The 21,873-nt window shown below is 65.5% G+C and carries 16 protein-coding genes; 9 read left to right on the top strand and 7 right to left on the bottom strand.

Going from position 1 to position 21,873, the window contains the following annotated elements; all coding sequences use genetic code 11:
- Nucleotides 1-127 precede the first annotated feature (127 nt).
- Nucleotides 128-631, top strand: a complete 504-nt coding sequence (locus E4T66_RS13810) for a hypothetical protein (protein ID WP_136849633.1) — start codon at nucleotides 128-130, stop codon at nucleotides 629-631.
- The gene (locus tag E4T66_RS13805) at nucleotides 628-1,968 is read left to right on the top strand and encodes a GAF domain-containing protein (RefSeq protein ID WP_136849632.1); all 1,341 of its coding nucleotides are present in this window, start codon (nucleotides 628-630) and stop codon (nucleotides 1,966-1,968) included. The genes E4T66_RS13810 and E4T66_RS13805 overlap by 4 nt, the downstream gene beginning before the upstream one ends.
- Before the next feature lie 7 nt (nucleotides 1,969-1,975).
- On the opposite strand, the gene E4T66_RS13800 is transcribed toward E4T66_RS13805, so the two are convergent.
- Together E4T66_RS13800 and chrA are read right to left on the bottom strand one after the other, a co-directional pair.
- Nucleotides 1,976-2,647 (bottom strand): hemerythrin domain-containing protein, encoded by a 672-nt coding sequence (locus E4T66_RS13800; RefSeq protein ID WP_136849631.1) that lies wholly within the window; start codon nucleotides 2,645-2,647, stop codon nucleotides 1,976-1,978.
- A gap of 123 nt (nucleotides 2,648-2,770) precedes the next feature.
- Nucleotides 2,771-3,982 carry a chromate efflux transporter gene (gene chrA / locus E4T66_RS13795; RefSeq protein ID WP_211242920.1) on the bottom strand — a complete coding sequence of 404 codons (1,212 nt, stop codon included), beginning with the start codon at nucleotides 3,980-3,982 and terminating at the stop codon, nucleotides 2,771-2,773.
- A gap of 238 nt (nucleotides 3,983-4,220) precedes the next feature.
- On the opposite strand from chrA, the gene msrA reads away from it, so the two are divergent.
- Nucleotides 4,221-4,853, top strand: a complete 633-nt coding sequence (gene msrA, locus E4T66_RS13790) for a peptide-methionine (S)-S-oxide reductase MsrA (protein ID WP_248679703.1) — start codon at nucleotides 4,221-4,223, stop codon at nucleotides 4,851-4,853.
- Nucleotides 4,846-5,430 carry a redoxin family protein gene (locus E4T66_RS13785; RefSeq protein WP_136849630.1) on the top strand — a complete coding sequence of 195 codons (585 nt, stop codon included), beginning with the start codon at nucleotides 4,846-4,848 and terminating at the stop codon, nucleotides 5,428-5,430. The genes msrA and E4T66_RS13785 overlap by 8 nt, the downstream gene beginning before the upstream one ends.
- Before the next feature lie 13 nt (nucleotides 5,431-5,443).
- Here the strand turns inward: E4T66_RS13785 and E4T66_RS13780 are convergent, their stop codons facing one another.
- Both E4T66_RS13780 and E4T66_RS21380 read right to left on the bottom strand, forming a co-directional pair.
- Nucleotides 5,444-5,719, bottom strand: coding sequence for a hypothetical protein (locus E4T66_RS13780; RefSeq protein ID WP_136849629.1), 276 nt, complete (start codon nucleotides 5,717-5,719; stop codon nucleotides 5,444-5,446).
- A 55-nt stretch (nucleotides 5,720-5,774) separates the two neighbouring features.
- Nucleotides 5,775-6,662 (bottom strand): type 1 periplasmic-binding domain-containing protein, encoded by an 888-nt coding sequence (locus E4T66_RS21380; RefSeq protein ID WP_169577620.1) that lies wholly within the window; start codon nucleotides 6,660-6,662, stop codon nucleotides 5,775-5,777.
- A 119-nt stretch (nucleotides 6,663-6,781) separates the two neighbouring features.
- Here E4T66_RS21380 and E4T66_RS13770 point away from each other — a divergent pair, with 119 nt between their 5' ends.
- Nucleotides 6,782-7,324 (top strand): ECF-type sigma factor, encoded by a 543-nt coding sequence (locus tag E4T66_RS13770; protein WP_136849628.1) that lies wholly within the window; start codon nucleotides 6,782-6,784, stop codon nucleotides 7,322-7,324.
- A gap of 12 nt (nucleotides 7,325-7,336) precedes the next feature.
- On the opposite strand, the gene E4T66_RS13765 is transcribed toward E4T66_RS13770, so the two are convergent.
- The 3 genes from E4T66_RS13765 to E4T66_RS13755 all read right to left on the bottom strand — a co-directional run bounded on the left by E4T66_RS13765 (nucleotide 7,337) and on the right by E4T66_RS13755 (nucleotide 15,768).
- Nucleotides 7,337-9,784, bottom strand: a complete 2,448-nt coding sequence (locus tag E4T66_RS13765) for a serine/threonine-protein kinase (RefSeq protein ID WP_136849627.1) — start codon at nucleotides 9,782-9,784, stop codon at nucleotides 7,337-7,339.
- Nucleotides 9,785-9,871: 87 nt separating this feature from the next.
- Nucleotides 9,872-11,992 carry a putative bifunctional diguanylate cyclase/phosphodiesterase gene (locus E4T66_RS13760; RefSeq protein WP_136849626.1) on the bottom strand — a complete coding sequence of 707 codons (2,121 nt, stop codon included), beginning with the start codon at nucleotides 11,990-11,992 and terminating at the stop codon, nucleotides 9,872-9,874.
- Nucleotides 11,993-12,150: 158 nt separating this feature from the next.
- Nucleotides 12,151-15,768 carry a hydantoinase B/oxoprolinase family protein gene (locus E4T66_RS13755; protein WP_136849625.1) on the bottom strand — a complete coding sequence of 1,206 codons (3,618 nt, stop codon included), beginning with the start codon at nucleotides 15,766-15,768 and terminating at the stop codon, nucleotides 12,151-12,153.
- A 341-nt stretch (nucleotides 15,769-16,109) separates the two neighbouring features.
- Between E4T66_RS13755 and E4T66_RS13750 the strand changes: the two genes are divergently transcribed.
- The 4 genes from E4T66_RS13750 to E4T66_RS13735 are packed head-to-tail and all read left to right on the top strand — an operon-like array spanning nucleotide 16,110 to nucleotide 21,870.
- Complete coding sequence (locus E4T66_RS13750) at nucleotides 16,110-17,414, top strand: NAD(P)-binding domain-containing protein (protein WP_211242919.1); 1,305 nt, start codon at nucleotides 16,110-16,112, stop codon at nucleotides 17,412-17,414.
- The gene (locus E4T66_RS13745; protein WP_136849623.1) at nucleotides 17,401-19,392 is read left to right on the top strand and encodes an ankyrin repeat domain-containing protein; all 1,992 of its coding nucleotides are present in this window, start codon (nucleotides 17,401-17,403) and stop codon (nucleotides 19,390-19,392) included. Before E4T66_RS13750 ends, E4T66_RS13745 begins: the two co-directional genes overlap by 14 nt.
- Nucleotides 19,389-20,249: a hypothetical protein gene (locus E4T66_RS13740; RefSeq protein WP_136849622.1), complete on the top strand. Its 861-nt coding sequence runs from the start codon at nucleotides 19,389-19,391 to the stop codon at nucleotides 20,247-20,249. Before E4T66_RS13745 ends, E4T66_RS13740 begins: the two co-directional genes overlap by 4 nt.
- Complete coding sequence (locus E4T66_RS13735) at nucleotides 20,224-21,870, top strand: cytochrome c3 family protein (RefSeq protein WP_136849621.1); 1,647 nt, start codon at nucleotides 20,224-20,226, stop codon at nucleotides 21,868-21,870. The genes E4T66_RS13740 and E4T66_RS13735 overlap by 26 nt, the downstream gene beginning before the upstream one ends.
- The last annotated feature ends 3 nt before the right edge of the window (nucleotides 21,871-21,873 follow it).

The raw sequence follows: 21,873 nt of genomic DNA, 5'->3' as shown, positions 1-21,873 counted from the left end.
CACGGATTGGATTGTTATCCGCTTGATTATGAGGGCTTTGCGGCGCACCACCTTCGGCCATATGCAGTATTCCGGCACCGGGCGCTGTCTGGCTTCCGTCGGGGACAGGGCCAGATTACGATGCGCCATGGTCCAGAAATACCCCCCCGCAGCCGGCATTGACGAGGCGACGGCGACCTTTGTCACGTCCGGCGTATCGATCAATGTCGCCTCGCGCGATGCCCAGCTGCGGCCGTCGGTCGCACGCTGCTGTGGCGCCCGCGTCAGCGCTGACCGTGCCGAGATTCGTGTCCTGCTGGTGCGGGCCCAGACCGCCGCATTGCTCGCAGACGTCGAGGCCTGCGGCGAGGTGGCCGCGGTGTTCTCCAACGTCGACAGCCACCGCACGCTGCAGATCAAGGCCAGCGGCGCGCGCGTGGTTGATGCCGATGTCGACGACATCGAGGCCGCGCGCACCTACCTGCGCAAATTCATCGCGTCGCTCGATGCCATCGGGCATGCGCCGGAGTTCACCGAAATATTTCTGGGGATCGACGAGAACGATCTCGTCGCCGTGGTGATGCGGCCGTCAGCGCAGTTCGTGCAGACCCCCGGGCCCGGCGCCGGGCAGCGGCTCGGGAGCGCGGCGTGACACTGAACGTCGACGACATCCGCGGTTGCCTGGAGGGCGGCATCCCGGGCGTGATTGCGACCTGCGCGGTCGATGGCGTGCCGAACATCACGCTGGTGTCCCAGGTGCATCGCGTCGATCGCGATCACATCGCGTTGTCGTTCCAGTTCTTCAACAAGACACGCGAGAACATCCTGGCAAATCCGCAGGCGACGGTGCAGGTGATCGATCCGGAGACCGGCGCCAAGTACCGCCTCAGTGTGTGCTACGAGCGCACCGAATCCGAGGGCGCACTGTTCGAAAGCATGAAGGCGAAGCTGGCCGGCATCGCGTCGCTGACCGGAATGACCGGCGTCTTCATGTTGCGCGGATCGGACATCTACCGTGTGCTGGAAATCCATACGGTGCCGGGACCGACGCTGCCGCGTCCGGGCGGCTGCGTGAATCTGCTGTCGGCGATGCGCCGCGTCAGCGGCAACATCGCGCGGCATCGCGCGCTGGAGCCGCTGCTTGACGATTTCCTGGCCGACCTCGATCGGGAATTCGGCATCACGCATTCGATGCTGCTGCTGTGCGATCAGGCCGGCAACAAACTGTATGCCGTCGCCACACGCGGCTACAGCGATTCCGGTATCGGCGCGGAAATCCCGTTTGGCGCCGGCGTCATCGGTGTCAGCGCACAGCAGCGCACACCGATCGGCATTTCATATATGACCCATGAGTACGCCTACAGCCTCGCGGTGCGCGACGCGGCGCTGGCGCAGGGTGTGATCGATTCGATCGAGACCGAGATTCCGTTTCCGGGACTTCCCTCACCGCACAGCCAGCTCGCCGTGCCGATCGTGGCGGACGACACCGTACTCGGCGTGATCTATGTCGAGTCAGCACAGGATCAGCGCTTCGGCTACGACGAGGAAGATGCGCTGGCGATGCTGGCGAGTCAGCTCGGGACGACGATGGCGGGAATTGCCGCCTGCGCCGACGCCGATGCCGAGCCGCTCGCGGGTGCCGCACCGGATCAGCCGCAGGACGCGCCGACGGTGACGGTACGACGCTATGTTGCGGACAACAGCATCTTCATCGGCGACGACTACCTGATCAAGGGCGTCGCCGGCGCGATCCTGTGGAAGCTGTTGAGCGTGCATCAGGCCGAGCATCGTGACGAGTTCAGCAACCGCGAGCTGCGCCTTGATGCGTCACTGCGGCTGCCGGACATCGTCGACAATCTCGAAGCAAGGCTGATCCTGCTGACCAAGCGACTGGCCGAGCGCTGCGATTTCATCAGGATCGAAAAAACCGGCCGCGGGCGTTTTCGTCTGCGCGTCGGCCGGCCATTGCGACTGGAAGAACAGCGCTAGGGCGCCATCAGGCGAGGGCAGCTTCGAGGCGCACGCGATCGGCCTGCGGCACCAGCGGCAGGATCATCTCGAACAGGCCGCGGAACGCTTCACCCGGCATCGCTGCGCGCATCTGCCCCAGCTTTTCGATACGTTCCGGCTGGCTGATTGCCGGCAGCATGTGGCGCATGACCTCGGCCGCCTGCGGCGGCGGGATCGATGCCACCAGGTTGCGCTCGATCTGCTCGATCTCGGCGTCGGTGTACAGATCCCACAGCACCGCATTGTTGTACGACTCTTCGATCAGCATGTGTTCGAAGTTTTCCGCGACGAAGCCGCTGAGGTGCTGGTACAGCGCAAGCAGTCGCGCGCGCCGTTCGGCACCGCTGCTGGAACGTACACGCCCGATGTCGCGCGTCAGCATGTCGATCGCCGACAGGTGCTGGTCGTGATCCGAAGCGGTCTTGTGCGATGAACCGGGACGGCGCGCATCCATCGCTGCGTGAACGAAAACGTTCTCGTGCTCCAGATGACCGAGGCAGAATTTCAGCAGGTTGTCGACATCCTGCATCGCGGTTTCGACCGACACGTCGCTGGCGGCGTCGACACGGCCGAGGTCGACCAGCGTTTGCGACATCGCAGCGCGCAGCGCGCGGTGGATCTGGCCATAGATGTCATAGCGTTCATGGGGGGTGTGCATGCCTGGTGCTCCTGATTCAAGCGCCCCGGTAAGGGGCAAGAGTGGACGCCAGGAATGCTAGGGGAAGCCGGAACGCGCGCTTGCTAAATGTTCGCTAAGACAACACTAAATCTTGCCTAAGCATCAGGCCGCGGTAGCGCCCAACACCGTGCACAGGACCAGCACGCCCAGTGGAGGCAGCCTGCCGTGGGCCAGAAGTGCGGCACCCAGGGCCGCGATGCCGATATCCGCCACGCTGCGGATCGCGGTGACCCAGACCGGGTCGACCAGGGCGGCGGCGAGGATGCCGACGACTGCGGCGTTGATGCCAAGGAGCGCGGAGCGCATGCCGGAATGACGCGACAGTTGGGACCACATTGAGGCGCCGGCCACCGCGATCAGCAGTCCGGGCAGAAAGATCGCCAGCAGCGCGATGGCTGCCGCCGTCATCGGCATCTGCGGCAGGCTGGCGGCCCCCAGATACGCCGACAGGCTGAACATCGGCCCCGGCACTGCCTGCGCCAGACCGTAGCCGGCGACGAACCGGTCCGCCGAAATCCAGTGCGGCGGCACCAGTGCGTCGCTGAGCAGTGGCAACACCACGTGACCGCCGCCAAAGACCAGCGCGCCGGCGCGATAGAACACGTCCGCCAACGCCCATAGTCCGTGCGGGCTCTGCAGGGCCAGAAGCGGCAGGCTGACGAGCAGCAGTGCAAACACGCCCAGAGCGATCACGGCAGTTCGTACATTGATGCCCATGAGCGGGACGTCAACCGGCGAAAGTGCACTGCGGCCCCAGATCACGCCGCCTATGGCGCCAAGCAGCAAGACCAGCATCTGTGTCAGGGTGCCGCCGGCCACCAGCTGCAGTGTTCCGCCAAGCAGGGCGATCGCGATCATTGCGCGGGTGGTGCACAGCCGTCGCGCCATGCTCCAGACCGCCTGCGCCACCACCGCGACGGCCACCAGCTTGAGTCCATGCAGTACGGCCAGCGCTGTCGCACTGTCGGCTGATACGGCCCCCATCGCGGCTGCGTACATCAGGACCGCGGACGGTGCGGTAAAGCCGAGCCATGCGGCCAGCGCACCGCGCCAGCCGGCACGGCGCCATCCGATCAGAAAGCCAAGCTGGCTGCTCGCGGGTCCAGGCAGCAGCTGGCACAGTGCGACCAGCTGCGTATAGGCATCGACACTGATCCATTGGCGTTCGCGCACATAGATGCGTTCGAAATAACCCAGGTGCGCGACGGGTCCGCCAAAGGACGTCAGTCCCAGGCGCAGCGATGTCCCGAAGACTTCGGCTGCGGTGCCGTGGCGCATCGATGGCGGTGCGTCGGGTTGGGCGTTCGAGATCACTGCTGTTGCAAGCCATTCGGATTCTTGGGGTGCTCCAACGCAGCGGCCGGAGTGTCGGCTGGATTGTATCGGCACACCGCCGCAGAGCATCTGTGCATCACTGTTTCGCGTAATCGAGGAGCGACTGGAAGCGACGGATTGGGCCGCTCGCAGTGCGGCGCTGCGGTAAGCTGTTTCGGACCATCGCCCGCGATCTTCGCCGGACGGTGACGCGATCTCAGTGATTTGGGAGTCAGCTGTGAATCTATTCAGTTCATCACGCGGTCAGGATCATCCGCTGACGCCGGCCGAGTTTCCCGATCCGGCGCAGGATCTCGGGGCCGATCCTTCCGAGCAGAGTGTGGTTCTGGGCGGCGGCTGTTTCTGGTGCGTCGAGGCGGTGTTCCGCGCGCTCGATGGGGTGCGCGATGTGGTGTCCGGCTACGCCGGCGACAGCGCCGACAAGGCGCGCTACGAAACCGTATGCAGCGGGGCCACCAATCACGCGGAAGTGGTCAAGGTGGTCTACGATGCGCGCCGCATCAGTCTTGGTCGCATCCTGAAAGTGTTCTTTTCGGTGGCGCATGATCCGACACAGCTCGACCGCCAGGGGAATGACCGTGGCCGTCAGTACCGCTCGGCGATCTTCTATGCCGATGAGGCGCAGAAGGCCGTCGCCCAGGCCTACATTCGCCAGCTCGATGCCGCGGGCGCCTACAACGCGCCGATCGTGACCGCACTCGAACCCCTGGATGCGTTCTTCGAGGCCGAGGCGTATCACCAGGACTACGCCAAGCGCAATCCGGGCCAGCCATATATCCAGGCGGTGGCTGCGCCCAAAGTCGAGAAGCTGAAGCACTACTACGCGGATCAGCTCAAGCCCGATGCCTGAGACGGCCGATCGGCAGCGACGGCGTGTGCTTGGCGGGCTGGTGCTGGGGGCTGTCACCGCCGCCCTGCCGGCATACGCGGATACGGTGCTGGCACTGGACACGCAGGGCACGCGCTACCGTCCGCCGGCGTTTACGCAGACCACGGCAGCGGGCTGGATCAACGCTGCCCCGCTGCGTTGGGAAGATCTGCGCGGTCGCGTGGTGCTGCTGGATTTCTGGACCTTCGATTGCTGGAACTGCTACCGCTCGTTTCCGTGGCTCAAGTCGATCGAGCAGCGCTATGCCGATCGCGGTCTGCAGATTGTCGGCATCCATACGCCAGAATTCGATCACGAGAAGGATCGTGAGCGCGTCGTCACCAAGGTGACCGAGTTCGGCCTGCAGCATCCGATCATGCTGGACAATGGATTTGTCTATTGGCACGCGATCGGCAACCGCTACTGGCCGGCGTACTACCTTATCGACCGACGCGGCCGCGTGCGCGCGCTATACGTCGGCGAAACCCACGTCGACGACCCGCAGGCGCGGGCCGTCGAACGTGATCTCGAAGTGTTGCTGGCGGAAACGCCGGGCTGAGCGGCCTCAGCGATCAGGGTGTGGTCGGCAGCAGTTCGACGATCACCTTGTCCTTGCCGACGGTATGCAGCACCTTGGCCATGCGGAATTCGCTGGCGTTGTGCGGATCCTGAATCCGCACGGTCTGTCCGGCTTCGAGGCTGACGCCGCCACTGCCCAGATAGAGCCGTTCACCGGGCTCGGCATGGATGATCCCGTCCTTTTCCAGAACCGGCTCATCCGCGGCCTGCGCCGGAAGCAGCCAGACGGCGACCAGCAACAGGCTTGCGATCTGTAATTGTCGGGACATTTTTGGACTCCGTGTGCCGGGGCGGCGTCAGTCTCTGCGCAAGCTACACGCTAAATCAGCCGCCGAACAGCTTGTTCAAAGCCTTGTCCAGCGCCTTGTCGACGGCCTTGTCGGTCGCGTTGTCGATTTCCTGGTCGGTGCGCTGTTCGACGCGATCCTGCTGGCGCTGCGCCTTGCCACCGAGAAAAGCGTCCAGATCGACGGTGCCGCCACCATTGGCGGCCGCGCCTCCGGCATTCGCGTTGCCGGATGCCGAGGCGCCCGCGCCGGCGCCGCCCAGCAGCGCGCCCAGGTTCGGCATCTGCGTCGGGGCCGAGGGCAGGTCAAAGCGGGAACTGGCCGGATCGCTGCCGCTGAGACTGACGACCTGCATCTGCGTGCCATAGCGCAGCACGCCGGCGCGCTTGTTGTTGAAGGTCTCCCACAGTTCGGCTTCGCCGGCACGTTCCTGCACGCCCGCGGAACGCGCCATGCTGCGGCCCATTTTCATCATCGCCTGGCTGAACTCCCAGGCGCGCTTGTCGGTGGACAGCACGACCTCGTCGGCATGTTTCTGCCCGTTTTCGTCGGCATATTCGACGACATAGACATCGCCGCGGATGCCGGCGACCGTCTCGCTGCGGCCGGTTGCGTGCATGCCCATGTAGCGGTCGACGTTGGACGCCATGCTGCCAGGGTTGGCCTGCATCTGGTTGCCCATCATCTTGGCCATGCCGGACAGGTCCATGACCATGCCCTGAGTGACCGCGTAGGCCTTGCCGTCACGCATGACCATATAGGTGTCGCCCTGGCCCTGGACGTTGAAACGGGTGCGATCACCGAGATACTCGACCTGCATTTCCGTGGTGCGGCCCTCGGCACTGCTGCGCAGCACCGCGGTACCGCCGGCCCAGGCCGACAGCGGCAGACTCGACAACATCAGGATTCCAATCACAGCGCGCATGACAACTCTCCTTAGGATTTGTTGAATACCGGGATCGCGCACACTTTAAGGCAGAAGCTTGCGTGCAGATGCGACTTGGCTCACTCCTCTTATAACGGGATTGCGTTGATAATCGCGACATGAGCGATGCAACGATCGAATCCGACGCCGCAGCTGCCGCCGATCTGGTGCCGCTGTATTACGCCGACCTGCATCGCCTGGCACGGCGGGTGCGTTTTGGCGCTCCGGCGGACGATACGCTGCAGACCACCGCCCTGATTCACGAGGCCTACCTGAAGCTGTGCCGGACGCCGCGCTGGAACGATCGCGCCCATTTCCTGCGGGCGTCGGCGCTGGCGATGCGTCAGGTGCTGGTCGATGACGCGCGCTCACGGCTGACCCAGCGCCGCGGTGAAGGTCAGGCGATGCTGTCGCTGGACGATGTCGACGGTGGCGAGCTGGGTGTGGTGCAAAGCGACGATTCGGTGCTGGCTCTGGACGAGGCCCTGCAGCAACTGGCGCAGATCGATCCACGCCTGGCGCAGGTGGTGGAGTGTCGCTACTTCGGTGGTTACACCGACGACGAGACTGCCGGTGCGCTGGGTGTGACCGCACGCACGGTGCAGCGCGACTGGCTGCGTGCCCGCGCCTGGCTTTACCAGCAACTGGGTGGATCGATCTAGTTCGGCGGCGGCTCAGATGCCGGCGGCGTCCGGCAGATTCAGACTGCTACGCAGCTGCTGGACCTGCTGAACATACGGCCGGCCGGCCGGACCCAGTGCGGTAAATCCCTGTTCGACCTGATCCAGTCGCGTCGCGGCGGCGGCGGTGTCGCCGCGCGCCGCGTCGAGACGCACTTGTGCGACGCCGACCATCAGCGCCAGGGGATGTGCCGGGCCGGTTGCCGAGAGCGCGAGTTCCTGCGCCCGGTTCAGCGTGGCATTGGCCTGATCGAGCCGGCCGATACGCGTATAGGCATCGCCAAGGCCACTCAGTGCGGCGATCAGATGCGGGCTCTTGTCGCCGGCATAGCGCTGCGCCAGCTCCACGGCCTCTTCGAGCAGTGGCAGCGCGGCACCTGGATCGCCCTTCTGCAGCATCAGTTTGCCGTAGTTGCTCAGCAGCGCCGCTAACGCGGCCGACGGCGCCAGCAGCATGCGGCGGGTTTCCAGCGCCTGGCGGTAGAGCCTCTCGGCATGGTCCAGCTCGCCGCGCCGGCTGGCCACCGCCGCCCAGTTGTTCAGGGTGTTGAGCGCGTCGCCGCCGCGCGTATTGCGGCGCGCTTCCCACACCGACCAGGCGTATGCGAACTCACGATCGGCATCGTCGAGACGTCCGGCATGGAAGTACAGCAGGCCCAGGTTGTTGTGCAGTACGCCGGATTCGAGGTGATCGCGGCCCAGCGTCGCATCGACCTGCGGAGCGGCCGACTCCAGCGTGGCGATCGCACCCTCCAGATCGCCGCGCGCGCGCTGCAGCTGTGCCTGCAGTTGAAAACTGGAGGCGAGCTCGCCGCGGTAGCGCTGCGGGTTCTGGTTCCAGAAAGTCTGCGCTTGCTGCAACAAGGGTTCGGCCGCGTCGGCGTCGCCGCTGCGGTAATACATCTGGCCCAGATCGAGACGCACACGCGCCAGCACGTTCGGATCGGTCTGGTCGTCGGCGAGTTCGAGCATGCGCTGCAACAGCGGAATGCCGCCCTCGTAGTCGTTCATCAGGAAGTACAACTCGCCGAGTGCCTGCATCATGTCGGCCGCGCGCGCGGGCGCGTCAGCGTATTCGGCTTGCAAGCGCTTGGTCGCATCGTCGAGCACGGCCTTGGCCGTGACCGGCTGTTCGGATTCGGACTCACCCGCGGTGCGGAACATGTACACGAGATATTGGCGCACGGCGTCGGCGCGGTCGGCCTCGGCGCGGGCGATATCGCGTTCGAGCCGCGCCTCGCGGGCTTGCCAGGTCACGCCGGCCAGACCGAGTGCGAGGCTGGCGAAGACGGCGCCACCCGCGGTGGCCCACCAGCGATAGCGGCGCAGGGTTCGCAGCATGACGTAGCTGCGCGCATTGCCGCGCGCGCGCACCGGTCGGCCGCAGAGATAGTTCTGCAGATCATCGCTCAAGGCTTCGACGGTTGGGTAACGCGCTGCCGGGTCGGGCCGCATCGCCTTGAGCACGATGGCGTCCAGATCCCCGCGTAGTGCACGGCTCTGCGCTGCCGGGGCGACACGGCTGGGCGCGGGTGCATCGGGTTGGCGCAAGCGTTCGATCGCACGCGTCACCGCAGTGCCGGTCGCCGGCCACGGACGCGTGCCGGTCAACAGTTCGAACAGCATGACGCCGAGCGCGTAGACGTCGGTCGCGGTGGTGATAGGCCCGTTTTCGAGTTGTTCCGGCGCGCAATAGTCCGGCGACAGTGCCAGCACCTGGGTCAGATCGGTGCGGACGTCGACGGCACCGGTGAGCTTGGCGATGCCGAAGTCCAGCAGCTTGATCTGACCTTGCGAGTTGACCAGCACATTGCCGGGCTTCAGATCGCGATGAACGATGAAGCTGCGATGCGCGGCGGCGACGGCGTCGCAGACTTGCAGCAACAGGCCGATGCGCGCCTGCAGATCCAGATGCGCGGCGAATTGCGTGATGCTGACGCCTTCGACGAATTCAAGCACCGCGTACGGGCGCTGCTGATGCACGCCACCGTCGAGCAGGCGCGCGATGCCGGGATGTTCCAGTCGCGCCAGAATCCCGCGCTCGCGTTCAAAGCGGCGTGTGTCCTCGCGGCTGTCGATGCGGGTCAGCAGTTTCAGCGCCGCGCGCTGGGCATAGGCGCCATCGTCGCGCTGAACTGCGTAGACCTCGCCCATGCCGCCGCTGCCGATCAGGCGTTCAACGCGCCAGGCGTCGATGCGCGTCCCAGGCGGTAGCAGCGGATCAGTTGCGGAGGTGTCGGCGCTGCGCTCCTGGTCCGCGCGTTCGGCGGCTTCGTGCCCGCGCAGCAGTTCATGCAGCGAATTCAGCAGCTCCGGGTCGATGGCATGTTGTGCGATCCATGCGTCGCGAATCTCCGCGGGCTGTTCCAACGCGGCATCGAACCAGGGCCAGACACGGTCCCAGGCGGTTGCGGCGGGCGGCGGCGGGGTAGAGCTCGACATGCGGCGCAATCATCGGGTATGGCACCCCAGTGTACTGCAGCGGCCGTGTTCTTCCGTACGCTGCAGTGCCGGACATCGGAGTCCGCGTCAGTCGCGTGCCGCGAGCCAGCGATCGAACTCGGCGGCCGGCATCGCGCGACTGAACAGAAAGCCTTGTGCGGCATCGCAGCCCATCTGCCGCAGTTGCGCCAGGGCTTCGCGGGTTTCGACGCCCTCCGCGGTGACGCGCAGCCCGAGATCGTGTGCGAGCCGGATGGTGTTGCGTACGATCACGGTGTTGGTCGTCGAGGCCAGGTCGATCACGAACGACTTGTCGAGCTTGAGTTCACTGACCGGCAGCCGCATCAGATGGGCCAGGGAGGACTGGCCGATGCCGAAATCATCCAGCGCGACGCCGACGCCGTTGTCCCGCAGCCTCCGCAATGTCTGGTGAACCAGCTCCGGATCCTGCATCACAGCCGATTCGGTCAGCTCTACGGTGATGCTGCCTGCGGGCAGCCCGGCGGCGATGATGCGCTGCGCCAGTTCGTGTGCCATGCCCGGCGTGCGCAGGTTGTGCAGCGAGAGATTGATGCAGACTTCCAGGCGCTGTCCGGCGTTGTGCCATTGCCGGACCTGCGCAATCGCCTGCTCGGCGACCCAGACCGTGATGTCGTCAATCAATGACGTGTTCTCGGCAGCGGCGATGAATTCGTCAGGGCCGATCGGGCCGTTGCGCGGATGCGTCCAGCGTAGCAATGCCTCGGCGCCGAAGACCCGATCCGCGCGCAGATCGATCTTGGGCTGATACCAGACCTGCAGCTCACCGTTGTGCAGTGCGCGTTCGAGATCGTGTACCAGTGACAGGCGTTCCGGTGTGTGTGGATCGATTGCGGCGCTGTATTTCACATAAGCCTGACGTGTCCGGCGCGCATGGCCGAGTGCAACGTCGGCACAGCGCAGCAGCGGCATGGGTGACAGGCCATCCTGAGGGAACAACGCGCATCCCAGCGACGCCTGGGCGGAAATCGGCAGCTCAGCGATCTCGAATCGCTGGCGCAGCGCGTCCTGAAGCTTGCTCGTTACTTTCTCGATTTCATCCGGATGATTCAGGCGCCGGATCAGGATGACGAACTGACTGCCCCCCAGGCGTGCGACCAGATCGTCTTTGAACAGCGCATCACGGATGCGTTGCCCGATCGCACGCAGCATCAGGTTGCCGTTGTCGTGTCCGACGGTGTCATTCAGCGCACGAAAATTTCCGATCCGGACGATCAGTACCGCGACGGTGTGTGAGTGCCGGCGGGCAGCGTCGATCGCGTCGGCCAGGTGCCGTTCGAACGCGCTGAAGTTGGGGAGCCCGGTGGTCAGATCAGTGAAGGCGATCCGCCGGATCATGGCTTCGTCGCGACGCTGGCGGGTGACGTCATGCATGATGTTGACGAAAACCTTTGAAGTCACGCGCCGTCCCGAAATGCGACACAGACGTGTACTGCCGTCCTTGCGCACGACCGGGAAATCCTCCTCGAAATGGCCATCTCGAAGATAGGCGCGGATCTTGGCCGGCAGACGGGTGACGTGGGTCGTCGGGAGGTGCGCCAGCACGTGGGTTCCGCGCAGCTCGTCGATCGACCTCCCCAGGATTTCCGCTGCCGCGGGATTGGCGTCGAGGATCACGAAATCCTCGTCGGTCACGTAGATGCCATCGTTTGCGCCTTCGAAGATGAGGCGTGCCCGATGCTCGGAATCCTGCAATCGCCGCAACAGGTGCTGGTTATGCAGCGCCGTGGTGAGGATGGCGGTCAGGCAGTCCGGGGACAGGGTCGATGAGTCGATGACCGCGTTGATACGGAATCGCTGTATCAGATTCAGCGTATTCGCCTGGGTGTTACGGCCGACGCCGGTGCAGAACAGTGCGATGAACACGTGTTCGTGCTCGGGCGTGCGGCGGAGCTGTTCGAGCAGGCCGGTTCGGTCGAAGCTTTCCGCGTCCGAATTGCTCAGGAGGATCAGCACCGGCTGAGGATGCGTGATCAGCTGCGCTGCGGCCGCGCGTCGGTGCGTAGCGAACACCAGTTGAACGTCAACCGGCAGGGGGGCTGAGCGATCCATCGCATTGCGAATGCATGTGTGCATGCCGGGATCTTCGTGGACCACCAGGACAACCACCGAATCGCCACCTTCGGTGGGGGCATCCACCGAGTCGACTGCGAACACCTTGTCGTCCATGCGCCAGGACCCTCCGGCTGCCTGATGGCCCGATTTTTACACGCCCTGAGGCCGTGTTGGCGAGTCTTTCGAGAACAGAGGGAAAACTGAACGAAAGATGAATCAGTGCCTGCGCGACAGGAGGTTTCCGCTGTTCCGGGCGCACGCGTGCCGGCGTGTCAGCTCTGGTGCCTGCCGTAGGCACCCCCGCCGGGCGTTTCGATCCGCAGGCGGTCGCCGGAATGCGCATCGAAGCGAGCGCACGCAGCAAGACGAGTTTCCTGTCCGTTGCGGATCAGTACATTGCATCCGGGCAGTCCGTCGCCGCCGCCGGCGAGGCCCGGAGCCCCGTGTTCGCGCCGGTTCGACAGGATGCCGACCTGCATCGGTGCCAGAAATGTCAGCTCGCGCACCGCACCGTCACCGCCGGGCCATGCGCCTTGTCCGCCACTGTCATGGCGAAGGGCGAAGCGTTCGAGCCGCACCAGGAAGCGCGATTCCAGGATTTCGACATCGGTGATGCGCGAGTTGGTCATGTGCGTGTGCACCGCGTGGGCGCCGGCATAGCCCGGTCCGGCGCCTGCGCCGCCGCAGATCGTTTCGTAGTACTGATGCGTGGCGTTGCCGAAACTCAGATTGTTCATCGTGCCCTGGCTGGCCGCCTGCGCGCCGAAGGCGCCGAGCAGCGCGTCGACGATGCATTGCGAGGTTTCGACATTGCCGGCCACCACGGCGGCGGGTTCCTGCGGATTCAGCAGGCTGCCGGCAGGGATGTTGAGCGTGACCGGGACCAGGCAGCCGTCGTTCAGCGGAATCTCGCTGGCGAGCAGCAGGCGCAGCACGTACAGCACGGCGGCGCGGGAGACGGCGAGCGGGGTGTTGAAGTTGCCGTCGTCCTGCGCGCTGGTGCCGCTGAAATCGATCGTCAGCTGATTCTCCGCGGGCTCCACGCGGACGGCGATCGTGCGGCCGCCGTCCATCTCGATGCAGCAGTTTCCGTTCTGCAGCGTCGGCAACAGCGCGCGCACTGCCGCCTCGGCGTGATCGAAGATGTGCTGCAGGTAGGCATCAACGACGTCGCTGCCGAATTCGGCATCGAGTCGTGTCAGTTCGTTGATGCCGCTGCGTACGGCGGCGAGCTGCGCCTGCAGGTCGGCGAGGTTGTGGTCGATCTGTCGCGCCGGCCACGGGCCGGTGCCGAACGCGGCGCGGATCGCCGGTTCCAGCAGCTGTCCGCCGGCGACGATGCGCAGCCCGGCAAAGCGGATGCCTTCCTCGTCAATGCGATGGCTGTCCGCCGGCATCGACCCGGGGGAGATGCCGCCGACGTCGGCATGGTGCGCGCGCGCCGCGACCAGCTGGCGCAGACGTCCCTGATCATCGAAGCGCGGTGCGATCACGGTGAGGTCGGGCAGGTGGGTGCCGCCCCGATACGGATCGTTGATCAGCCAGGCATCGCCAAGCGCGAGTTCGTGTCCGTGTTCGCGCAGCAGCGACTGCACCGAAACGCCCATCGAGCCCAGGTGCACCGGAATATGCGGCGCATTGGCGACCAAACGGCCGTGGGCATCGAACACTGCGCAGGAAAAATCCAGGCGCTCACGCACGTTGACCGAACGCGCGGTGCGTCGAAGCGCTTCGCCCATCTGCCCGGCGATCGCCATGAAGCGGTTATGAAAGATTTCCAGATAGACCGGATCGCGTGCGGTGGACACGGCGTGGTGTTGCGGCAAGGCCGTGCGGCGTTCCAGCAGCAGCGCGCCGGCGCTGCGCACGGCCTGCCAGCCGGGCTCGACCACCACACAGCTATGCGGTTCCAGCAGAAGTGCCGGTCCGTCGATGCATTGCGCCGGCGCCAGTGCTTCACGACGGTACAGCGGGGTCGTCACGGGCTGTGGCGTGCCATCGGCACCGGCGAACCACACGCGGACCTGTTCGATCGGTTCGGCCGGGTACTGTGCAGCGGCTTCGGCTTGCGGCATGTCCGCACCGCCGCCGCGGGCATCGACGCTCAGTGACTGCAGGATCACCGGCCGTTGCGGGTCGGTGAAGCCGAACTGCGCGCGGTGCAGGGTCTCGAATGTCTCGCGCATCGTGCCAGCGTCCGCGAGCGGCACGGCGATCGTGGATTCCGCGCTGTCGTAACGCAGCTGGGCACGCACACTCAGTGCAATTGTGTCCGCCGCAACGCCCTGGGCGCGCAGTGCGCTGACGACTTCGACGCGCAGCGCATCGCCCGCGGCGTCGAGCTCCGGAACATCGAGGGCGTCGAGGCGGGTGTCGAAGGCGCGCTCGGCGCGCGCACCGAGATCGGCGATGCCGATGCCCAGTGCCGACAGCAGGCTGGCCTGATCGTGCAGCAGCACGCGGCGCATGCGCAGCGCGTCGGCGACGGCGCAGGCATGCTGGCCGCCGGCACCGCCGAAGGCGCACAGCGTGTACCCGGCCAGATCGATGCCGTGCTGGACGCTGATGCCGCGGATCGCGTTGGCCATGTTCTCGACGCCGATGCGCAGATAGCCCCAGGCGATCTGTTCGGGTGTCGACGCGAGCTCGTCGCTGGTCGCCGCCATCGCGGCAGCACGCGCGGTGAAGGCCTCGCGGACGGCGCCGGCATCGAGCGGCTGGTCGGCGTCGGGGCCGAACACGCGGGGAAAATAGTCGGCCTGCAGCCGGCCGAGCATCAGGTTGGCATCCGTCACCGCCAGCGGTCCGCCATGGCGGTAACACACTGGGCCTGGATCGGCGCCGGCCGATTCGGGGCCGACGCGCAGCCGACCGCCGTCGTAGCCCAGCACCGATCCGCCGCCGGCGGCGACGGTGGCGATCTTCAGCATCGGCGCGCGCAGGCGCTGGCCGGCGAGCCGGCCCTCGTTCAGATGCTCGGTTTCGCCGGCCCAGTGGAAGACGTCGGTCGACGTGCCGCCCATGTCGAAGCCAATGACGCGCTTGATGCCGTGCGCGGCCGCCGCACGCGTGGCGCCGATCACGCCGCCGGCCGGGCCGGACAGCACGGCATTGCGCCCGAACAGGGCATCGACGCCGGTGAGTTCGCCGCTGGACTGCATCAGGCGCAATCTTGTGCCCGGCAGCGCCGCCGCGAGGCGTTCGGTGTAGCGATGCAGCGCTGGTGTGAGATAGGCGTCGACGATCGCGGTTTCGGCCCGCGCCAGCAGTCCCGGCAACGGTGACACTTCATGCGAGCTGGAGACGAACTCGAAGTCCAGGTCACGCGCGATCTGCGCGGCGATGCACTCGTGCGCCGGAAACGCCGCCGCGTGGACGAAGGCGATCGCCACCGCGCGGCAGCCCGCCGCCCGCGCCGCCTGTAGCGCCTGTTCGATCTGCGCGGGATCGGGCGCGCGCAACACGGCGCCATCGGCACCCACCCGCTCGTCGATCTCGAACACCTCAGACGCCAGCGACGCCGTGCGCTGAATGGCCAGGGCGAACAGCTCCGGTCGCGTCTGGTCGCCGATGTCCAGCAGATCGCCGAAGCCGCGCGTGACCAGCAACGCGACCGGCGAGCCCTTGCGCTCCAACAGGGCGTTGGTGGCGACGGTGGTGCCGAGGCGCAACTCCGCCACCGCGCTGCGCGGAATCGGCGAGCCCGATTCCAGCTTCAGCACGCGGCGCACGGCTTCGACGACGGCGTCGGTGTAATGCTCGGGATCTTCGGACAGCAGCTTCAGCGTCTGCACACTGCCGTCCGGCGCGGTGGCGAGCACGTCCGTGAAGGTGCCGCCGCGGTCGACCCAGAAGCGCCAACCCGGTGCTGCAGACGACTGCGAATTCATGAGGATTTCGGGCTGGGGAAATCAGCGTGTTGTTGACGGGCTTTGGCGGCCTGTTTACTTGGACAAAAACCACGTGCCAGCGCAAAAGTGCGGACCGCCAGTCAGATTATAGGGTCCGGATATCGTGTGGCTTCGGGTTTCATCAGTTTATTGACGTGGCATTTACATTCGCGTTCTTAGCCTCTTTTCAATCAGTACCCAAAAAGGGTGCAAGTCGGAGGACAGTGCGCCGCATCCGCCACAAAGAGCGGATGTGCCTCCAGCGGAATGACAAGAGTGTCAGCGGGTTTCCGGCCGCTGGCCAGAATGACGTGCTGACTGGATTCGCAGGAGGAGGCAGAGTGGAGATCGGCGTGCTGGGCTGGCTGGTGTACGGCGTGCCCGCTGCCGCGCTGCTGTTTCTGTACGGCCTGATTTCCCGGCGTCGTGACCGGCGCAACTTGCTGGCACTGGACGCTGCCACCACGGCCGGTCTGACCGAGCCGGCGTCATTGCACCCGGTCATCGACCCGGGCAAGTGTGGTGGCTGTGGTGCCTGCGTGTCCGCCTGCCCCGAGGGCAACGTGCTGGGCATCATCGCGGGACGCGCCCATCTGATCGCGCCGACCAAATGCATCGGACATGGTGCCTGTCGCGCCGCTTGCCCCTACGACGCGATCACCCTGGTGTTCGGCACCGAAAAGCGCGGCGTCGAGATCCCGCTGCTCAGCCCTGACTTCGAAACCAATGTGCCTGGGATCTTTATCGCCGGCGAGCTCGGTGGCATGGGACTGATCCGCAATGCCGTGACGCAGGGTGTGCAGGCGATGCAGGCGATCAAGAAATCCCTGGGAAAGCACGCGCATGCGCTGGATGTTCTGATCGTCGGCGCCGGACCGGCCGGTCTGGCCGCAGCCTTGTATGCCAAGTCCACCGGACTGCGTTATCGCCTGATCGAACAGGACACGCTCGGCGGGACGGTGGCGCATTTTCCGCGCGGAAAGATCGTCATGACCGCTCCGGTCAATCTGCCGATCGTCGGACAGGTGCGGCTGCGGGAAACCACCAAGGAACACCTGATGCGATTCTGGCTGGATGCCTGCGCGACCGCAGGCATCACGATCCAGGAGCAGGAACGCGCAGAGGCGGTGCACAAGCTTGATGATGGATTCCTGGTGAAAACCACGCGCGGTGAACACAAGACGGCTCGGGTATTGCTGGCAATCGGTCGCCGCGGCACGCCGCGTACGCTGGGCGTTCCCGGTGAGAACGCGAGCAAAGTGGTTTACCGCCTGATCGACCCGGCGCAGTACGCCGGCCGTCATGTGCTGGTCGTCGGCGGTGGCGACGCCGCGCTGGAAGCCGCGGTCAGCATCGCGGACCAGCCTGATAGTCAGGTCACGCTGTCGTACCGGGGCGAAGCCTTCGCCCGCGCCAAGCCGAAGAATCGTGAACGCGTCGAAGCCGCGCAGCGCGCGGGACGGTTGCTGGTCATGCTGGGTTCGGAAGTACGCGAGATCATGGAGGACAGCGTACGGTTGGAGACCGGCGGCGTTGAACGTACGCTGCGCAACGACACGGTCATTGTCTGCGCCGGTGGCGTGCTACCGACGCCTTTCCTGAAGCAGATGGGCATCGACGTCGAGACCAAATATGGCACGGCGTGATTTTCATCGGCTGAGATTTGGCGCGGCGGCGCTGCTGCTATGGTCGGGCGGCACTGCGCCGGTGTTCGCGCAGCCGGCCGACGTGGATGCTCGTCTTGAGCAGGCGCGTGATGCTGTCGTCAAGCGCGAGCCGCAACGCGCCATCCAGATCTGGGAATCACTGGCTGCCGCCGGCAATGCCGAGGCGCAGTACCAGCTCGGTGTGCAATACGGCAGTGGTCGCTGGGTCACCCGTGATCCTGCTCTGTCGGTGCGCTGGCTCAGCGCCGCGGCGGCGCAGGGGCACGCTCGCGCGCAATTCAATCTCGCACGTTGCTACGCGGACGGCGATGGTGTCGCGGTCGATCCGGAACAGGCGCGGCGCTGGTATACCGCAGCGGCGGATCAGGGTCTGGAGCCGGCGCGGCAGCAGCTCGCGCGCATGCAGCAGTCTCCGGTCAATGCAATCGATTCGGTGTTCAGCGCGGCGGCGCGCGGCGATGCGGAAAGTCTTGCCGCACTGCTGAAAAAGCTGCCGTCACCGGACCCATATGATGCGCGGCGGCGCACACCCTTGATGGTGGCGGCTGAGCTGGGCCGGGAAACGGTGGTGAGTCAGCTTCTGCAGGCCGGAGCCAATGAAACACTGTCCGATGCGCAGGGCAATACGCCTTTGCTGCTGGCGGTGCGCTCCGGGCATGGCGGCGTGGTGCGTCAGCTGGCCGCCAAAGGGCGGGCCCTCAACCACGTTGATCAGCAAGGCAATACCGCACTATTGATGGCGGTACGTCGTGGCGATGCGGCGATCGTGGATCAGCTTCTCGCACGCGGTGCTGACGCCAACATCGGCAATGTCGATGGCCTGACGCCGCTGCGCATCGCGCAGGATGCAGGGGCCGACGGACTGGCGGAGCGCCTGCGGCGTGCCGGTGCCACGGCGGAAACGCGGGGTGTGGTCCGCAGTGCGGCCGAACGCGTCGATCCGAATATGCATCGCTCCCGAGCCACGGACGCGGAGGCGCAATGGCCGCCACTGACAACGGCTGCCTGGCGCGATCAGGCCGACATGGTCAGGACCCTGCTCGAACGCGGTGCCGATATTGAAGCGGTGGATGCGGAGGGCCAGACCGCATTGATGCGCGCCGGTGCGCGGGGTCACCGCGATATCGTCAAGACCCTGCTGGCGCATGGCGCGCGCGTGAATACGCGCAGCAAGGATGGCCGCAGTGCGTTGCTGTATGCGGCTGCCGGTGGGCATGTCGAAACCGTGGCGGCACTCAGCGAGCGTGGTGCGGATCTGCACGCGCGCGACGCGCAGGGGCGCAATGCCCTGGCGATCGCGATCGACGCCGGACAGCAGCAGGCCGCGATCGATCTTCTGAAGCGCGCGCCGGATCTGGTCGATGCGAAATCGGATCTGCTGGCCCAGGCAATTGATGCCGGCATGACGCGGTTGGCGGCGGCAGTACTGGCTACTGCGACGGTTGATCGCGGCGTGCTTGACCTCGCGTTGCCGGCGGCCGTTCGCCATGGTGACAGCGCCTTTGCCGCCCAGCTGGTGACACGCGGCGCGTCGGCGCACGGCGCTGCGGGGGAGGCCATGTTGCAGAGCGCGATCCGTCAGCGGAGTGCCCCCTTGGTCAAGGTACTGCTGCAGGCCGGTGCGCCGGTCGATGGTGCGTCGGCACCGCCGCTGGTACTTGCGGCGGGGGCGGGTGATACCGAGATTGTGGCGCAGTTGCTTGATGGTGGCGCCAAGATGGATGCCCGAGACGGCGTCAGCCAGACCGCGTTGATGATGGCAGCGGCGCACGGACATCTCGCGGTGGTCGATCATCTGCTCAAGCGCGGCGCCGATCCGGCGATGCGCAACCGTGACGGTGACAATGCCATGGCCCTGGCACGGCGCGGAGGTCACGAAGATGTTGTCGCCCGTCTGCAGCAGGGTCGGCGCTCGGTGCTGGACATGATCAAGGGGAATGCGGGAGGCGGCACATGAACGGCCCCATGCCGCAGGCCCCTGCCTCGACGCAGGGCTGGAGCTACCGCCCGGTCGTGACGCGCGTGACGTCGTTGCTGACGTTCCTGGCGACGGCGTTGCTGTTGTACTGGGGCTGGATGCAGCGCGACCGCTTCTATGTCAGTCCTGCCGATGGTCTGGGCTACGCACTCGGGATCACCGGTGGCTCGCTGATGCTGCTGCTCGGGTTGTACCCGCTGCGCAAGCATCTGCGTTTCATGCATCGCTGGGGAGCGGTGCGGCACTGGTTCCGCATGCACATGGTCTTCGGTGTGGTCGGGCCGACCGCGATCCTGTTTCACAGCAACTTCAGCACCGGGGCGACCAACAGCAACATGGCGCTGTATTCGATGCTGATCGTGGCGTCGAGTGGCCTGATCGGGCGCCACCTGTACTCGAAGATTCATGAGGGGCTGTATGGTCGGCAGCTGGAGCTGAGCGAACTGCGGCGTTCGTGGGTCGAGGCGCGCGCACAGCTTGACCTGCACACGCACAATCTCGACGCGCTGGACGAGGCGCTCGAAGCGTTCGAACGTCCGTTGCAGACCATGAGTGGCAGCCTGCGTCACAGTCTGCTGCGCTTGCCACTCGCGACCTGGCGTCGCCGCCGGATCGTTGCGCGAGCCACGCGCCTGCTGAAGCAGGCACAGGTCCCTCAGGCGCAACGTGCACCCGCGATGCGGTTGCTGCGGCAACGCGTCGCCGCTGCCGCCGCGGTCTATCGGTATACCGCTTTCGAGCGTCTGTTCGGCGTGTGGCATCTGCTGCACCTGCCGCTCTACTTCATGTTGATTGTCACCGGAGTCGTGCATGTGGTCGCCGTTCACATGTATTGATTCCACGCGCCGGCGTGGACGATGGCATCTCGGCTGCCTGATCGGGATGCTGTTGTGCGCGGCATTGCCGGCGCAGGCTGCGCCCCTGGAAAAGCTGTTGATGCCGGGACCGCTGACCGAAGCGCACGCAAAATACGAAGACGACTGCGCGCAATGCCACAAGTCCTTCAGCCGGTCGATCCAGCAGCAACAGTGTCGTGACTGTCACGACAAGGTCAGTGCCGATATCGACAGCAAGCGCGGCTTTCACGGCCTGTCGCCGCAGGTCGCATCGCTGGAATGCCGGCAATGTCATACCGAGCACAAGGGACGCAAGGCCGACATCGTCGGACTGAGCCCTGCGCTGTTCGATCACGCGGTGACGGATTTCGCGCTCGAAGGACTGCACGGCAAGGTGCCGTGCGCGGATTGCCATGTGGCTGGAAAGCCGATGCGCGATGCTCCGCACGCCTGCAACGATTGCCATCAGAAGGACGACGTCCACAAGGGGCAGATGAAGGATCAGTGCCAGGACTGTCACTCTGCCAAGAGCTGGCGCAAGAGCGAGTTTGATCACAGCCAGACTCACTTTCCGCTCAAGGACAGCCATCGAGACGTGGCCTGCGCCAGCTGCCATCCTGACCGTCGCTACAAGGACACGCCCACCGCGTGCGCGTCGTGTCACGGATTGCAGGACCGGCACGGCGGTCTGTTCGGCGATCGCTGCGCGGATTGTCATGGCGCCAAGGACTGGAAGAGTGCGCGCTTCGATCACTCCAAGACGAAGTTCCCGTTACTCGGGCGACATCGCAGTGCGGACTGCCACAGCTGTCACACCGAGCAGACACGGAACAAGACGTTGCCAACGCAGTGCATCGACTGTCATCGCGGAAGCGATGTGCATCAAGGCCGCTTTGGCCGCGCGTGCGACAGCTGCCATAGCGTCGAGAGCTGGAGCAAGAAGAGCTTCGATCACGATCGTGAAACCCAGTTTCCATTGCAGGGGCCGCATCGCACAGTGGGCTGCAGCAGCTGCCACGCGGGTGCGATGAGCATGGCCGGCAAGCAGCCGAAATCGACGCCCGCACGCGCCTGTGTCGACTGTCACCGGGTTGATGATGTGCATCACGGGCAGCAGGGCGATCGCTGCGATGCCTGCCACCAGGTCAAGTCCTGGCGTGAGGGCGTCAAGTTCGATCACGACCTGACCTTGTTCCCCCTGGTCGGACTGCACGCGACCGCATCGTGCAACGAGTGTCATCTCGATTCCAACTATCGGGCAACGGCGACCACCTGCAACAGCTGCCACAAGACCGATGACCCGCATCGGGGCGCGTTCGGCACGCAATGCCAGAGTTGCCACAACCCTGCCGGGTGGCAGCGCTGGACCTTTGATCATGACAAACAGACCGACTTTCCTCTGGAAGGTCGACATCAGCAGGCGCAGTGCGAGTCTTGTCACAAGCCGCCGGTAGCGCATACGGACGGCATCAAGCTGGATCGCAGCTGCAACAGTTGCCACGCCAGTGACGATGCCCACCACGGTGGATTCGGCAAGAACTGTGAGCGCTGCCATCAACCCAGCGCATTTGGCGACGTGCGGATCGGTCCGCGCGCTGCCCGGACCAAGGAGGCGCAGTAGACC

Origin of the sequence: Sinimarinibacterium arenosum (genome assembly GCF_005047655.1) — a bacterium.
Taxonomy (GTDB): domain Bacteria; phylum Pseudomonadota; class Gammaproteobacteria; order Nevskiales; family Nevskiaceae; genus Solimonas.
The sequence above is the reverse complement of the archived record's forward strand: the minus strand, read 5'-3'. Positions and strand labels throughout refer to the sequence as shown.

Excerpts from the sequence above, each read along its gene's own strand:
- E4T66_RS13810 (WP_136849633.1), top strand. The coding sequence starts at position 128 with ATGGTCCAGAAATACCCCCCCGCAGCCGGCATTGACGAGGCGACGGCG.
- E4T66_RS13800 (WP_136849631.1), bottom strand. The coding sequence starts at position 2,647 with ATGCACACCCCCCATGAACGCTATGACATCTATGGCCAGATCCACCGC.
- E4T66_RS13785 (WP_136849630.1), top strand. The coding sequence starts at position 4,846 with ATGCCTGAGACGGCCGATCGGCAGCGACGGCGTGTGCTTGGCGGGCTG.
- E4T66_RS13780 (WP_136849629.1), bottom strand. The coding sequence starts at position 5,719 with ATGTCCCGACAATTACAGATCGCAAGCCTGTTGCTGGTCGCCGTCTGG.
- E4T66_RS21380 (WP_169577620.1), bottom strand. The coding sequence starts at position 6,662 with ATGCGCGCTGTGATTGGAATCCTGATGTTGTCGAGTCTGCCGCTGTCG.
- E4T66_RS13770 (WP_136849628.1), top strand. The coding sequence starts at position 6,782 with ATGAGCGATGCAACGATCGAATCCGACGCCGCAGCTGCCGCCGATCTG.
- E4T66_RS13765 (WP_136849627.1), bottom strand. The coding sequence starts at position 9,784 with ATGTCGAGCTCTACCCCGCCGCCGCCCGCCGCAACCGCCTGGGACCGT.
- E4T66_RS13760 (WP_136849626.1), bottom strand. The coding sequence starts at position 11,992 with ATGGACGACAAGGTGTTCGCAGTCGACTCGGTGGATGCCCCCACCGAA.
- E4T66_RS13755 (WP_136849625.1), bottom strand. The coding sequence starts at position 15,768 with ATGAATTCGCAGTCGTCTGCAGCACCGGGTTGGCGCTTCTGGGTCGAC.
- E4T66_RS13745 (WP_136849623.1), top strand. The coding sequence starts at position 17,401 with ATGGCACGGCGTGATTTTCATCGGCTGAGATTTGGCGCGGCGGCGCTG.
- E4T66_RS13740 (WP_136849622.1), top strand. The coding sequence starts at position 19,389 with ATGAACGGCCCCATGCCGCAGGCCCCTGCCTCGACGCAGGGCTGGAGC.
- E4T66_RS13735 (WP_136849621.1), top strand. The coding sequence starts at position 20,224 with ATGTGGTCGCCGTTCACATGTATTGATTCCACGCGCCGGCGTGGACGA.